Annotated in this window: 14 protein-coding genes; 8 read left to right on the top strand and 6 right to left on the bottom strand. The window is 58.9% G+C overall.

The window, feature by feature from the left end:
• The first annotated feature begins 86 nt into the window (after nt 1-86).
• Nucleotides 87-1412, top strand: a complete 1326-nt coding sequence (locus tag RBB76_RS16505) for a protein kinase domain-containing protein (protein ID WP_429629718.1) — start codon at nt 87-89, stop codon at nt 1410-1412.
• Nucleotides 1413-1430: 18 nt separating this feature from the next.
• Here RBB76_RS16505 and RBB76_RS16510 read toward each other — a convergent pair whose 3' ends face one another.
• Nucleotides 1431-2189, bottom strand: a complete 759-nt coding sequence (locus RBB76_RS16510; RefSeq protein ID WP_429629717.1) for a DUF4239 domain-containing protein — start codon at nt 2187-2189, stop codon at nt 1431-1433.
• Nucleotides 2190-2351: 162 nt separating this feature from the next.
• Here RBB76_RS16510 and RBB76_RS16515 point away from each other — a divergent pair, with 162 nt between their 5' ends.
• Nucleotides 2352-3245: an SDR family oxidoreductase gene (locus RBB76_RS16515; RefSeq protein ID WP_429629716.1), complete on the top strand. Its 894-nt coding sequence runs from the start codon at nt 2352-2354 to the stop codon at nt 3243-3245.
• A 68-nt stretch (nt 3246-3313) separates the two neighbouring features.
• Here RBB76_RS16515 and RBB76_RS16520 read toward each other — a convergent pair whose 3' ends face one another.
• Nucleotides 3314-5242, bottom strand: a complete 1929-nt coding sequence (locus RBB76_RS16520; protein WP_429629715.1) for a M61 family peptidase — start codon at nt 5240-5242, stop codon at nt 3314-3316.
• 113 nt (nt 5243-5355) lie between these two features.
• A complete protein-coding gene (locus RBB76_RS16525) occupies nt 5356-5922 on the bottom strand; it encodes a glutathione peroxidase (RefSeq protein ID WP_429629714.1) in 567 nt (188 codons plus the stop codon).
• Between the two features lie 152 nt (nt 5923-6074).
• Here RBB76_RS16525 and RBB76_RS16530 point away from each other — a divergent pair, with 152 nt between their 5' ends.
• Nucleotides 6075-7943, top strand: a complete 1869-nt coding sequence (locus RBB76_RS16530; RefSeq protein WP_429629713.1) for an APC family permease — start codon at nt 6075-6077, stop codon at nt 7941-7943.
• Between the two features lie 195 nt (nt 7944-8138).
• Here the strand turns inward: RBB76_RS16530 and RBB76_RS16535 are convergent, their stop codons facing one another.
• Nucleotides 8139-9341, bottom strand: coding sequence for a cysteine desulfurase family protein (locus RBB76_RS16535; protein ID WP_429629712.1), 1203 nt, complete (start codon nt 9339-9341; stop codon nt 8139-8141).
• 153 nt (nt 9342-9494) lie between these two features.
• On the opposite strand from RBB76_RS16535, the gene RBB76_RS16540 reads away from it, so the two are divergent.
• Entirely contained in the window at nt 9495-10040 is a 546-nt protein-coding gene (locus tag RBB76_RS16540) for an ester cyclase (RefSeq protein WP_429629711.1), read from the top strand.
• 102 nt (nt 10041-10142) lie between these two features.
• Here the strand turns inward: RBB76_RS16540 and RBB76_RS16545 are convergent, their stop codons facing one another.
• The gene (locus tag RBB76_RS16545; protein ID WP_429629710.1) at nt 10143-10601 is read right to left on the bottom strand and encodes a hypothetical protein; all 459 of its coding nucleotides are present in this window, start codon (nt 10599-10601) and stop codon (nt 10143-10145) included.
• A gap of 85 nt (nt 10602-10686) precedes the next feature.
• Here RBB76_RS16545 and RBB76_RS16550 point away from each other — a divergent pair, with 85 nt between their 5' ends.
• The 3 genes from RBB76_RS16550 (at nt 10687) to RBB76_RS16560 (ending at nt 12519) form a co-directional block, all read left to right on the top strand.
• Nucleotides 10687-11208, top strand: coding sequence for a DUF427 domain-containing protein (locus RBB76_RS16550; RefSeq protein WP_429629709.1), 522 nt, complete (start codon nt 10687-10689; stop codon nt 11206-11208).
• A gap of 59 nt (nt 11209-11267) precedes the next feature.
• Nucleotides 11268-11810 (top strand): DinB family protein, encoded by a 543-nt coding sequence (locus tag RBB76_RS16555; protein ID WP_429629708.1) that lies wholly within the window; start codon nt 11268-11270, stop codon nt 11808-11810.
• A 127-nt stretch (nt 11811-11937) separates the two neighbouring features.
• The gene (locus RBB76_RS16560) at nt 11938-12519 is read left to right on the top strand and encodes a DinB family protein (protein ID WP_429629707.1); all 582 of its coding nucleotides are present in this window, start codon (nt 11938-11940) and stop codon (nt 12517-12519) included.
• A gap of 62 nt (nt 12520-12581) precedes the next feature.
• Here the strand turns inward: RBB76_RS16560 and RBB76_RS16565 are convergent, their stop codons facing one another.
• Nucleotides 12582-13376: a TIGR00282 family metallophosphoesterase gene (locus RBB76_RS16565; RefSeq protein ID WP_429629706.1), complete on the bottom strand. Its 795-nt coding sequence runs from the start codon at nt 13374-13376 to the stop codon at nt 12582-12584.
• A 90-nt stretch (nt 13377-13466) separates the two neighbouring features.
• Here RBB76_RS16565 and RBB76_RS16570 point away from each other — a divergent pair, with 90 nt between their 5' ends.
• Complete coding sequence (locus RBB76_RS16570) at nt 13467-13841, top strand: RrF2 family transcriptional regulator (RefSeq protein ID WP_429629705.1); 375 nt, start codon at nt 13467-13469, stop codon at nt 13839-13841.
• The last annotated feature ends 25 nt before the right edge of the window (nt 13842-13866 follow it).

Here is a 13866-nt window from a genome sequence, read left to right on the forward strand (position 1 = left end):
GTGACTGCTTTTCTCACGTCCTTTCTTGTTTCCTTTGCCCTTTGCGGCCTTCTCCTTGAATTAATTCTTAGGACGGTAGAACAGACATGGAACTGTGGACAGAATATGAAGGAAGAACGATTGATGGAGCGTTTCCGCTTACAAAACTGATACGGCCTGAGGGCAGGAGCGCCTTCTTTTCGACGTCGGATGGGGTGGGTGGACCGACGGTGATACGGCTGATCGAATCTCACTTTGATGATGAAGAGATCCTGGTGCGGTGGCGCGGGATTCAGGTGCTGAACCATCCCAATCTGGTGAAGCTGATTCAGTTTGGCCGGGTGACGCTGGACGAGACGGCGTTGGTTTATGCCGTGATGGAGCCGGTGGACGCCAACATGGGTGAGATTGTGGCGGAACGGCGGTTGACGACGGAAGAGACGAAGCAGATTGCGACGAGTTTGCTGACGGCGCTTGAGGCGCTGCACTCGAATGGATTTGTGCATGAACATATTGAGCCGGCGAATGTGCTTGCGGTTGGGGAGGCGATCAAGCTGCGAAGCGACTGCATCCGGGAGACTCCGGAGGGGCAGGAGGGCCGCGAGCTGAAGAGCCGGGATGTGCACGATTATGCGGTGGTGTTGCTGCAGGCCTTGACGCAGAGCAAGACGCTTGAAGCGGCGAAGCGGTATATGCCGCTGGCTGCTCCGTTCAACGAGATCGTCCCCAAGGGAATGAGCGGGGAGTGGGGGTTGGAGGAGATTCATAGAGCGCTACGGCCGGATACGGTGCGGGTGGAGGCTCGTCCGGTGACAGCTAAGCCAGTGGTAACGAAAGAGGCGGGTGCGGGGATAGTGGCGCAGACCGTAGTGGAGGAGCTTCCGTCTTACCCGTCGGAACGTGTTCGGGTTCCTGTGGAGGAGGAGCCGCGCGGGATAGAAGGACGGCGGCTGGCGATTGGTGTTGGAGCGATGCTGCTGCTGGCGGTGGTTGCGCTCTTTGTGCATGGCCGTGCGAAGTCCGGTGCGGTGCAGGCGAATGCTTCTGTGCCCGCGATTGCGACAGAGGGGAGCGCGTCTGCTCCGACGCCAGCGCTGGAGACTCCTGCGCCTGAGCCGGTGGCTGCTGTTCCTGCTGTGGCGAAACCGGAGGCATCTGTGCCTGCAGCGGCGACGACAGCGACGAACGGTGCGGGGCAGTGGCGGGTGGTGGCATTTACCTACAACGGGGAGAAGCTGGCTCAACAGAAAGCGGCGAGCGTTGCGGCGAAGCATCCGGATCTGCGGCCAGAGGTGTTTACGCCCAGCGGGCATGCTCCCTATCTGGTGACTGTCGGCGGAGCGATGACCCGCGATCAGGCCTTTGCGCTGGTGAAGAAGGGGCGTGCGGAGGGTCTGCCACGCGACAGTTATGCGCAGAACTATCGTCGATAGAACGGTAGCTTTCGGTCGTTAGTCGTTCATATTTTTTCTTGCATGTTGAAAAGCGAAGTCGCTGACGTGAACCCAGCCCCGGAAGGGCAGGTTGACGTCGGCGATTGCGAGTAGGACAAGGGTGATAAGCAGGGTGAAGAAGAAGACCTGAGCCATGTGGAGGGTTCGGTTGGCGGCGCCGAAGAGGGAGGCCGAGAGTATGGTGACGAGGCCTCCGACGATAAGAACAGCCCAGAGGATGGTGGGCAGGCGGTAGACGCTCTGGATGAGACGGGTGCGCCGGTGCTCGGTGAGGGAGCTAAGTTCGGTCATTGCGTGGTCCTGGGCGACGAGTTCGGAGGGGGTGGCAGCCTTGATGGAGGTGAGGGTCTTCCACATGTCATGGTCGAGGAGATGGGTTTCCTCGGGGATTTTGCCGCCATGCATCTCGGGCCAGTCATAACTGATGACGGCGTCGGCGTAGGCGCGGGCCTGCTGTTGGAGGAGAATGCGCTGGGGATCAGGAAGCCCCTGGGCAATGTTATAGACGTTGCGCAATGAGTTGGCTTCGAGGTCAGTGTTGACGTTTGCTTCGCCGAAGTTGGTCCAGACGGTATAAAGCATGAAGCCGAGGATGACCGCATAGGTGGTGCCAAGGATGCCGAGCTGCCAGCCGATGAGATCGTTGTGCGCCGTGCGCCGTTCGCGCGGCCAGAAACGGTTGAGCAGGGCCATGAAGAGCATGGAGCAGGTCATTGTGACGACGAGGATCACTATGTTTTGCGTGAGAGTCAGCATGAAAGGATTGATCGTCTCCGAGTGTGATGGTCTCCAAGAGCTTATCGAAGTTTGACCGGTTTCCGCCGCAAAATTTTAGAGTTGACGATGTGGAGTCGCGCAGGTTCGCCAGATTGCATCCAACCGAAGATTGAAGTTCAGGAGAAGGAGTTTGGTGAATCGATGAGCGATCTTTATAAGCTGCAGGATCCGACGAAGCAGTATCCACGGCCGAAGTTTAAGAAGCAGACGCAAGCAGTTCCGGGGCTGGATAAGAAGATGACGCCCAAGGCCGATCATGGGGAGACGAGCTATCGCGGGAGCGGACGGCTACCGGGTCGGAAGGCCCTAGTGACGGGTGGCGATTCGGGAATTGGCCGTGCGGCGGCGATAGCATTTGCGAGGGAGGGTGCGGATGTGGCGATCAATTATCTGCCGAGCGAAGAGGCGGATGCGCGCGAGGTGATCGCGTTGATTGAGGCTGAAGGAAGGAAGGCGTTTGCGCTGCCTGGTGATCTGAAGGATGAGAAGTTCTGCGTGAAGCTGGTGAAAGAGGCGCACAAAAAGCTGGGTGGGCTGGATATTCTTGCTTGTGTGGCGGGTAGGCAGCATGCGGTGGATAAGATCGCGGACATGACGACGAAGGTGTTTGAAGAGACGTACCGGGTGAATGTGTTTGCTCTGTTCTGGATGTGCAAGGCAGCATTGCCGTTGATGCCGGCCGGTGGATCGATTATCACGACGGCGTCGATCCAGGCGACGCATCCCAGTCCGAGTCTGCTGGATTATGCTCCTACGAAGGCGGCGATTCTTGCATTCACCAGAGCATTGGCGCGGCAGGTCGCAGAGGACGGGATTCGCGTGAACTGCGTGGCTCCGGGGCCAGTGTGGACGCCGTTGCAGACCAGTGGCGGACAGCCGGCGGCGAAGATTCCGGATTTTGGTTCAGAGACGCCAATGAAACGGCCGGGGCAGCCGGTGGAGATGGCGCCGTTGTATGTGCTGCTGGCTTCGCAGGAGGCGAGTTATGTGACCGGAGAGGTGTATGGAGCTACGGGTGGGTTGGAAGTGTCGTAGCTCTCTTTGCCATGTTGCAGTAAAAAAGCGCCGCTCTTTTATGAGCGGCGCTTTTGTTGAGTTGGTGATTATTGGTTCGTCTCGTTTTCTTTCTTCTCGGCGGGGATGGGTTCGGATTTGGCGAGGGGCTTTGTAATGTCGTCGAGATAGGCGGGTGTGCCGTCTACACGGACGAGAGTGGGGTAGCGTTCGCCGTCGTGATAGTCGATGTCAGCGGTGGTGACGAATGCGTTGCTTTGGAGGATGAAGTGGATTGGCTCAGAGGTTCCCTTTGCCTGTTTGATTGCGGTCTTGAGCGCGTCTCCGGAGAAGACGTTGCCGTTGACGGCGATGATCTTCTGACCGGGGAAGAATTTGGCCTTGTCGGCGGGGCCGTTCCAGCGAACGTCGGCGATGGCGCCGTCGCTGCTGACGCGGAAGCCGAGGGAGTACCAGACATTGACGGAGCTGCCGCGACGGCTGCCGGACTCAGCCATGGTGTGCTCGGACTTCGAGGGCTTGTCGGTGTAGACGAGCTTGTAGCCGCCGCGTTCAATGCCGGTGAGGTCGGCGTGGGGGTTGAGATTGTCGATGCGTTCGTGGATGAAGGTGGCCCAGTCGTATGGCATGACCTGGTTGAGATCGGCGATGAGCTCGTCACGGTTGTAGGTGACGATGAGGGGGCCGGTGTTGCCTCCCTTGCCGAGGAAGATGTGAAGGAAGTCGGTGAGGGATTTTTTGTTGTTCGTCTTCTGACGGATCAGGGTGTCGGCGTCGAGCCAGAAGAGTTCGCCCTCCTGGTAGTAGTCCTGGCCGCGCTTCCAGTTTGCCCAGGCGGGGTTGCCGCCGCGGAGGATGCTGGCGGCGATGGCGGTGTCTTCTGTGCTGCGCCACTCGCGGCCTGGCCTGTAGTCGAGGTTGGCGGCTGAGAGGGCGAGGATCTCGCGGTATTGCTCCTGCGATTTGAGGCCGGAGCGGGCTGCGAGGACGTTGCCCAGGTACTGGGTCATGCCTTCGTAGACCCAGAGGAGCGAGCCCTGCTGCATCTTCTCGAAGTCGTCCTGATACAGGTTGAAGGGGCGACGGTACTTGCCGTTCCAGGAGTGGGTGAACTCGTGGGAGAGGAGGTCGGCTTCGGCGAGTTGATGCATCGGGTCAGAGAAGCCTTTTTCGCCGACGCCGTTGTCGGAGGACTGGCCGTGCTCGAGGCCTTCGCCGCCTGCTACATCAGAGAGCGTAAGGAGGAAGTGGTAGACGTTGTAGTGGCGGGAGTCGTAGGCGGCTCCGGTCTCGCGGACGAGGTTGTTGAGTTCGGCGAGGAGGGCGGGACGGAGGTTGGAGTCTTCGGGCGAGTCGGAGACTACGTCGATGTAGTGCTTCGGCGTGACCTCGGGGGCGAGGGCGAACTCGTGGAAGTACTGGCCGGTGATGACGGGGGAGTCTTCTAGCTGCTCGACGGTGGTGGGGGCGAAGTGGGTGAGGCCGCCCTTAGGATTTTGTGGATCGTAGCCGTCGGTAGGAGTGAGGGCCGTGCCGATGCCCCAGCCTGTGGGGACCTTCACTGACGGCTGGATGGCGATCTCTTTTACGGGGGTCTTCGCGGGGTAGAGGAGGAGTTTTTCCCACTCGAGGACGGCGAGCTTGTCGCTGACGCGGGCGGTGACGATGCAGTCGAGATGGGCGTGGAGGGTGGTGACGCCGGCAGGGACGGTTACGTGGAACTCGTAGAGGTCTTCATCGTCGCGGCGCCATGGGAGGACTTTGCCGTTGGCGGTAAAGACGACGCCCGTGATGTCATCGACGGGGCCGGTGGGGCGGTGGTTGCCGGGGATCCACTTGGGGGTGGTGAGAGAGACGGGACCGGGCTGGACGGGTATGTCGATCTCGGCATGGTAGAGCTTGCGGGGGGCTTCGGAGAGATCGGCGGTGATCTGGATGGGGGTCTGCTGGGCCTGGAGGAGGCCAGGAGTCCCGAGGGTTAAAAGAGCTAGAGGCAGGATGGAGGTGCGGCTGATCATGAGCGGGGACTTTTCCTCTCGAAGCGAAGGGATTTTAGATATTACTTGAATACGGATACGAGGAAGGAAAGGACGCAGGCTGTTTTTGGTCAGGATGCGTCCGTATTCCGGGATTAGGAGTTGAGGGCGGATTCGATCGCGGCGACGACGGCGGGGTCGTCCGGAAGGACTTCGGGGGAGAAGCGAACTGCGACTCTTCCGTTGCGGTCGATGAGGAACTTTTCGAAGTTCCAAAGGATGCCGGGTTCGGGGTTGGTGGTGGTGCCGTGTTGTTGGAGGAATCCGTTGAGGTTTTCACGGAAGGCTTCGCGGCCGGGGCTGGTGGCTTTGGGTTCGGCGGCGATGAGGGACTGGTAGAGCGGATGGGTGTCGGGGCCGGTGACCGTGATCTTGGAGAACATGGGGAAGTCGACGCCGAAGGTGGAGCGGCAGAAGGCCTGGATGTCTTCGTTGGAGCCGGGCTCCTGGCCGCCAAAGTCGTTGGCTGGGAAGCCGCAGACGACGAAGCCGGAGTCTTTGAAGCGGGCGTAGATTTTTTCGAGCGCGTCGTACTGGGGGGTGAGACCGCACTTGGAGGCTACGTTGACGATGAGGAGGACTTTGCCACGATAGTCGGCGAGCGAGGTACCTTCGCCGGTGATTTTGTGGACGGGGATGTCGTAGAGAGCAGCGGTGGACATGGATTCTCCTGAAAGCTGTATTGAGTCGATTATAGGTGTGGCCGGGATTCCCGGAATGGCTACTGGAGCCGATATCGTGTGAGGGTCTTTTACGTCTTCTTTATGACTTTTTCGAGGGATTGGGTTGACGGAGGCGGTAGGATCTAAATCGTATGTCACTTGCAGATTCAATTATTGGCAGGCCCCTTGCAACGAGTGAGGAGCGGGCAGAGCACATTGGTGTCGCTGCGGGAATTCCTATCTTCGGCCTGGATGGGCTGACGAGCGCGGCGTATGGGCCTGAGGCGGCCATGACGCTGCTGATTCCTTTGGGGATCGGCGGTGTGGAGTACGGTTGGCGGATCATCGGGGCGATCCTGATTCTGCTGGCGATTGTGTACTTCAGCTATCGGCAGACGATTGCGGCGTATCCGGGGGGCGGTGGGAGCTATACCGTTGCATCGGAGAACCTGGGAGAGAAACCGGGGCTGCTGGCAGCGGCGGCGCTGATGATCGACTATATTTTGACGGCTGCGGTGGGGATTTCGGCAGGTGTTACGGCGCTGACTTCGGCCGTTCCAAGTTTGCAACCCCACACGCTGCTGATCTGTCTGGTCATTCTGGCGATTCTTGCGCTGGTGAACATGCGCGGGGTGAAGGATACGGGGACGGCGTTTATTATTCCGACGTTTCTTTTTGTTGGCACACTGCTGGCGTTGATCGTCATTGGATTGTGGAAGACGGTTCATGCGGGCGGACACCCGATGGCGATGGCACCGATTCCTGCTGCGCTGCCGGCAACTGTGGGGACGTTGGGTACGTGGATGTTGCTGAAGGCGTTTGCCAGCGGCTGCGCGGCGATGACTGGTGTTGAGGCAGTGTCGAATGGGGTGATGGCGTTCGGTGAGCCGAGAGTGCAGCGGGCGCAGAGAACGCTGACGGTGATTATTGGGATTCTGATGGTGCTGCTGTTCGGCATTGCGTACCTGGCAAAGGCTTACCGGATTATGCCGATGGATCCAGATGCCGCTCACTTCCAAAGCCTCTTGAGCTTGCTGGTTACTGCGGTCTTCGGGCGAGGGTGGTTTTATTTCCTGACGATGGGCAGCGTGTTGCTGGCGCTGGCGTTGAGCGCGAACACGGCGTTTGCGGACTTTCCACGTCTGACACGCGCGATTGCGCTGCATGACTATCTGCCGCATGTGTTTATTCTGCGCGGGCGGCGACTTCTGTTTTCCCATGGGATCTATGCGCTGACTGGTTTGACTGCGCTGATTCTTATCCTGTTTGGTGGCGTGACAGACCGTCTGATTCCGCTGTATGCGATTGGGGCATTTCTTGCTTTTACGCTCTCGCAGGCGGGGATGGTTGTGCACTGGATGAAGATGGAAAAGCACAAGGGCCGCGGGTGGCACATGTTTGTGAATGGTGTCGGTGCTGTTGCGACCGGAATCACGACGATCGTGGTGCTACTGGCAAAGTTCCGTGCTGGCGCGTGGGTGACGGCGCTGCTGGTGCCGGTGTTGATCGGGATCATGTGGGTGGTGAAGCGGCATTACGCGCGGGTAAAGCGCGAGATGGCGGATCTGGCACCGTTGAACCTGGTGAATCTACAGGAGCCGCTCGTAGTGATTCCGATGGCTCGGTGGGACCGGATCACGGAGAAGGCAATGCGATTTGGCCTATTGCTTTCGAAGGAGATCAAGGTGGTGCATATTCACTCCGATGATGAGGAGTGCAGCCTGGAGGATATCTGGGAAGAGCTTGTGATGGCGCCGATCAAGAAGGAGGGGCTGCAGGAGCCGCAGTTAGTGACGATTCCTTCGACGTATCGATTCATCATTAGCCCGCTGATGGACTACATCTTGAAGCTGGAGGAGGATAATCCCGGGCGGAAGGTGGCTGTGCTGCTGCCGGAGCTGGTGGTGCGGCATTGGTGGGAGAATGCGCTGCATAACCAGCGGGTGCAGTTGCTTAAGTTGCTGCTGTTGGTGAAGGGGAATCAGCGGATTGTGGTGGTTAATATTCCCTGGTACCTGTAGCGCCGTTTTGCTGAGGGTTTTGAGAAAAACGGTTGTTTTGACGTGGTGTTTTGATGGTGAATTCGTGGTGAGATGCGTGGTGGAACGTGGTGTTTCGCCGCGTGTTTTTCGGCGATGAAAAATGCGCCAAGCTTTTGGAATTTATTTTTGAGCAGTGCTCTGCCGCCTCTTGCGAGGCGGCTTTGCTTTGGTGGGTTAGGCAGGGATGAGTGCGGGTTTGTTCCAGGTGGGGCTGAGGTCGCGGAGCCGGGCTACGGCGGCGGGTATGAGGGCGAGGGCTTCGTCGATCTCTTCAGCGGTGGTGAGGCGGGAGAGAGAGAAGCGAATGCTGGCGCGGGCGCGGGCGGGAGAGAGGCCCATTGCGGTGAGGACGTGGGAGGGTTCGGTGGCGCCGGATTGGCAGGCAGAGCCTCCGCTGACGGAGAGGCCTTTGAGGTCCAGGGCGATGACCAGGGCTTCGGCTTCGATGTGATCGAAGTAGAGGTTGGAGGTGTTGGAGACGCGAGGGGCGCCTTCGCCGTTGACTCCGCACTCTTCTACTTGAGACAGGATGCTTTGTTCGAGGCGGTCACGAAGAGCGGCGAGGTGGGTGGGGCCATCTGTGGCGTTGTCTTCCGCGAGCCAGGTGTTGGATACCTCGGCGGCTTTGCCGAGGCCGACGATGCCGGCTACGTTTTCGGTTCCGGCGCGGCGCTGGCGCTCGTGGCTGCCGCCGTGGAGCATGGGGGCGAGGCGGACGTTACGGCGGACGAAGAGGGCGCCGATGCCCTTGGGGGCGTAGATCTTGTGGCCGGAGATGGTGAGGAGGTCTACATCTTTGAGGGCGCCTTTGGGACTGAGGTCGAGTGGGAGCCGGCCTACGACCTGAACGGCGTCGGTGTGGAAGAGGGCGCCAGAGGCGTGGGCGATAGCGGCCAGCGCGGCGATGGGCTGGATGACGCCGGTTTCGTTGTTGGCGAACATGACGCTGACGAGCTTGGTCTCGGGGCGGATGGCGGCCAGTAAGGCAGTGGGCTCGATGACGCCTTGCGGGGTGCTGGGGAGGATGGTGACTTCTATCTTCTTTTTGGAGAGGGATTCGGCCGCGCGGAGAACGGCGTCGTGCTCGATGCTGGTGGTGATGAAGTGAGCTGGTGCGGCGGCGTTCTCGAGTGTGCCGAAGAGAGCGAGGTTGTCACTTTCGGTCCCACCGGAGGTGAAGACGATCTCGGAGGTGCGGCAGTGGAGGAGGTGGGCGATCTGGTCGCGGGCGTGGTCGACGGCGGCGCGGGCGTACTGGCCTTGCTGATGGATGGAGCTGGCGTTGCCGTAGTGCTCGAGGAAGAAGGGACGCATGGCTTCGAAGACTTCGGGGAGCAGAGGTGTGGTCGCGTTCGCGTCCATGTAGATTCGGCGCATGGCTTTATTTTACTGTGTGGCGGCCTGGAGGCGGCTTTGCTGCTAAAAGATGGAGCGTGAGGCGGCGAGGAAGTTTGTCACGCGGATTTGATGATTTCGGTAGAGAATAAATTTGCTGTCAAAAAGGAGTTGCAAGCGAGGAGGGACGGTCCGATGTCACAGTTTGATTTGGTGGCTCTTTGGGAAGCACACTGTCGCTGCGAGTTCGAGACGCGAGATGCGACTGCGACAATGGCTACTATGGTTTCGCAGCCATACGTCAATCACATTCCTACGATGACCGGTGGGGTTGGCCATGATCAGCTCAAGCGCTTTTATGCCTACCATTTCATTCCCGATAATCCGCCTGACTTTCGTTTGACCCCGGTAAGTCGTACGGTTGGGAGTGACACGATCGTAGACGAGTTTATTGTTCACTTCACGCACACTAGAACGATGGATTGGATGCTCCCAGGCATTGCTCCTACCGGTCGCGCGGTGGAAGTCCCGACGGTGGCGATCGTCAAGTTTGAAGGCGACAAACTAGTGCACGAACATATTTATTGGGATCAGGCTTCGGTTCTGGTCCAGCTCGGCCTGCTCGATCCTCACGGACTGCCTGTGGCTGGTGTGGAGACCGCTTACAAGGTTCTGGATAAGTCTTTGCCGAGCAACGGCCTGATGGAGCGCTGGCGGGAGAGCGAAGGGAAGCCTATCTGATGGTGGGATCGGTAGGCGACGTTGCGAAGGATTCGGTTTGGGTGTGAATAGAGACTGTACTGCAGCAGATTTGGACAAGTCGGCCGAGAACGCGGCGTTGATTCATCGTAGAAATGGGCGCAGGAGTACTGGTGAGAAGGTGACGATGAATGCGACGGCGAGTAGTGCGGCTAGTGTGGTTGGTGTGTAAGAGATTGTGAAGATCGACCATGAGACGAGGATCCAGAAGGCCATATTGGCGGAGGCTGCGAGGTAGACCCAGTCGGAGAAGCGGTGCTGGTCGTTGAAGAGGCTCATGCTGCGCAGAGCTGGCGTGGGGGATTTGTTGTAGGAGACTGCGCGTAGAAAGATGACCGGCATGAGATTGATGCAGAGTACGAGCGTTGTCCAGACGATGGGTGCGTAGGTCTGCGGATAGCGTGGGACCAGTTGCCATGTGATTAGAAGTGTGATGACGATGTTTGCGGTGGCGCCGGCGTTGACCAGAGCGGGGAAGTGAGCCATGTCGGCGAGGCGATCCATACGGTCGATAGGTTTGTCGGAACTTTTGATGATGTGCACAGAACCTTCCTTGCTGAGGGCGAACGGCGCAAGTGTGATCGGACCGGGCTTAGCTGGAGTTTACAGTTGAATCTGAGAGTGCGCGATGGAACGAAGAGAGAATGTTGACGGCGGGATGGAAGAGGGTGCGAGTGGGGTTGAGTCAGCGTGGGACTACCCGCGGCCGCCTCGGCTGGAGGCGACCGGGCGTCATTTGCGAGTAGTGCATGCGGGAGTTGTGGTGGCGGAAACCACGCGTGCGATGCGAATTCTCGAGACGAGTCATCCGCCGGTTTACTACTTTCCGCCGGGGGATGTGGCGATGCAGCTGCTGCGTCCAAGCAGAGCACGTGGGACGTTCTGCGAGTTCAAGGGCATTGCAAGCTATTGGGATCTGATGGTGAGGGAGGGTGGATCGCTCTCTATTGGAGTGGCCTGGAGCTATGCGAATCCGTCGAGGAGTTATTTGGAGTTGAAGGATTATCTGGCTTTCTATGCGAACAGAGTCGGTGAGTGCTGGGTGGACGGAGAGCGTGTTGTGCCGCAGCCGGGGGACTTTTATGGCGGGTGGATCAGTTCGCAGGTGAAGGGGCCGTTCAAGGGCGCTCCGGGGACGTTGGGCTGGTAAGAGGTGCAGCGCCAATTTATCCTGATCTTGTTTAGATTGGATCGCGTAGATGGGGAGCTATGGACGAGCTGGAACGGCGACTTGTGTTGGAGCAACTGGCATCGAGTGAAGCGCGGCTGTTGGGGTTGGTGGGTGGATTGACGGAGGAGCAGTGGAGCTTTCGCGAGACGCCGGAGCGATGGTCGATTGCAGATAACATCGAGCACTTGATTGTGTTTGAAGGATTCATCCGGTCGGCGATTGCTAAGACTCTGGAGGGGGCTGCTGAGCCTGAGAAGAGGGCGGAGGTTGGCGCGAAGGAGCCGTTCGTTCTCGGGATCGCGAATGGCCGGAGTAACAAATTGATTGCTCGGGAAGTCGTTCGTCCGACGGGGAGATGGCCGGATCGGAATGAGTTAGTTTCCGAGTTACAAAAGACCAGGGCGGTTACAGTTGCATTTGCTGCGCAGACAGAGGCGAAGTTGCGCGATCATTTCTTTCCTCATATCTCGTTAGGAGATCTGGACTGCTATCAGTGGCTGGTGGTGTTGGGACAACATAGCACACGGCATACGTTTCAGATTGAGGAGATCAAGGCTGACCCGGCGTTTCCTGCTTCTTAGATTCAGCTGTATGGTGATCGTCGCGTGTGAGATGTGCTTTGTGACATCAGGATGGATGAAACCTGATAGGCTTAGCGCGGCTCTGCGCTTTCGCGCAGGGAGTTTATGAATTTTTTGGAGAGATGACATGATGAAGCGGATGGCTGTAGTGTTGGCGCTGGCTTGTTGTTGCGCGACAGGGATGCAGGCGCAGGATGCGAAAGGGCCGAAGATCGCACCGGGGACGATGATTGCGCCGTCGAAGAGCTTCGATGGGATGTTGAGTGATTTTGAGGGCGAGATGGTACCGCTGGCCGAGGCGATGCCGGCTGAGAAGTATGACTTTGCGCCGAGCGCTGCGATCTTTGTGCCGGGGCAGGGGAGCGAATACGCCACGGTGAGCACGTTTCGCAAGATGGTGCTGCATATTGCATCGGCGAATTACTACTATGGCGGCAAAGTGGGCGCGATGAAGCCGGATGTGGATGTGAAGGCGCTGGCAAATATCAAGGACAAGGACGCGGCGGTTGCGGCGCTGAAAGCTTCCTTCGTGTTTGCTCATAAGGCGTTCGCGACGCTGACTCCGCAGAATGCGTTTGAGAGCGTGGAGGGGACGAATACGCGGGCGAGCCTGGCGGGTGGGTTAGTGGCGCACGCTTCTGACCATTATGGGCAGCTGGTGGAGTATCTGCGGATGAATGGGATTGTGCCGCCTGCCAGCAGGAAATAGCTTTTTGAATGGATTGAGAGGAGCAGCCTTTTCGGCTGCTCTTTTCTTTTTGGGGTGTCTGGTTATTCGCCTAGCATGATGCGCTGGATGTGGTGGGCGCGGCCGGTGGCTCCGTCGCAGTTGATGAGGGCGGCGCACATCTTTGGGTTGCCCTTGGCGGGCTCGAATTTGCCCGGCATGCCGGTGAGGAAGCGGGCGAGGACTAACTCTTTTTCTACGCCGATGACGGAGTCGTAGGGGCCGGACATGCCTACGTCGGTTTGGTAGGCGGTGCCGTTGGGGAGGATGCGCTCGTCGGCGGTGGGGATGTGGGTGTGGGTGCCGAGGAGAGCGGTGATGCGGCCGTCGAGATACCAGCCGAGGGCCACTTTTTCTGATGTGGCTTCGCCGTGGAGGTCGAGGAGGATGACCTTGGCGGTGATCTTGCTGAGGAGTTCGTCGGCTTTGCGGAAGGGGTCGTCGCAGGAGGACATGAAGACGCGGCACTGGAGGTTCATGACGGCGTAGGCCTGGCCGGTGGGGAGTTCGCCCTCGTAGACGCCGAAGCCGGGAGTACCGACGGCGTAGTTGGCGGGGCGGATGACGCGGCGGCCGCGGACGTGGGAGTCGGCGGGGACGGTCATGTATTCGAAGATCTCGCGCTTGTCCCAGATGTGGTTGCCGGTGGTGATGACGTGGGCGCCGAGATCGAAGAGCTCTTCTGCGATGGAGGGGGTGATGCCGAAGCCGCCGGCGGCGTTTTCTCCGTTGATGACGAGGAGATCGACTTCGTTGGTTTCGAGGACGTGGGGGAGGTGTTCGCGGACGATGTGGCGACCGGCGGATCCGAAGACGTCGCCGACAAAAAGGATGTTCACTAAAGAAGTTTACATGTTGGTGTGGTGGAGAAATTGTAACGAGTGAGGATGAGTCATCGAATCCTCGGCTGGGTGTGGTAGTTTTTTTGCATGGCACAGAGCGGACGGTTTCAGTTGAGCGTGCGAATTTTGGCGGTGCTGGCGAGTGAGCCGGAGGCAATGCATACGTCGTCTGCAATTGCAGAGGAGCTAAAGGAGAGCGCCGTGATGGTGCGGAGGGCTTTTCTGCTGCTGCATAAGGCGGGGCTGATTGAACAGAAGAAAGGGCCGCATGGGGGCGCGAAGCTGAAGGTGGCGGCGAAGCAGATTGGGCTGGGCGATGTGTTTGAGGCGTCGGCGGGGGACTGGTTGAGTATTGAGGATAAGGCTGTGAGCGCTTGGATTAAGAAGGTGCGAGCCGATGCGGTGGCGGCGATGAATGAGCACTCGCTGGCTGGTGTGGTGAAGCGGCTGAAGAAGAAATAGATCGGACTAGTTGGATTTTGTGGTT

The sequence above is a fragment of the Tunturiibacter psychrotolerans genome, from assembly GCF_051013365.1.
GTDB classification, from domain to species: Bacteria; Acidobacteriota; Terriglobia; order Terriglobales; family Acidobacteriaceae; genus Edaphobacter; species Edaphobacter psychrotolerans_A.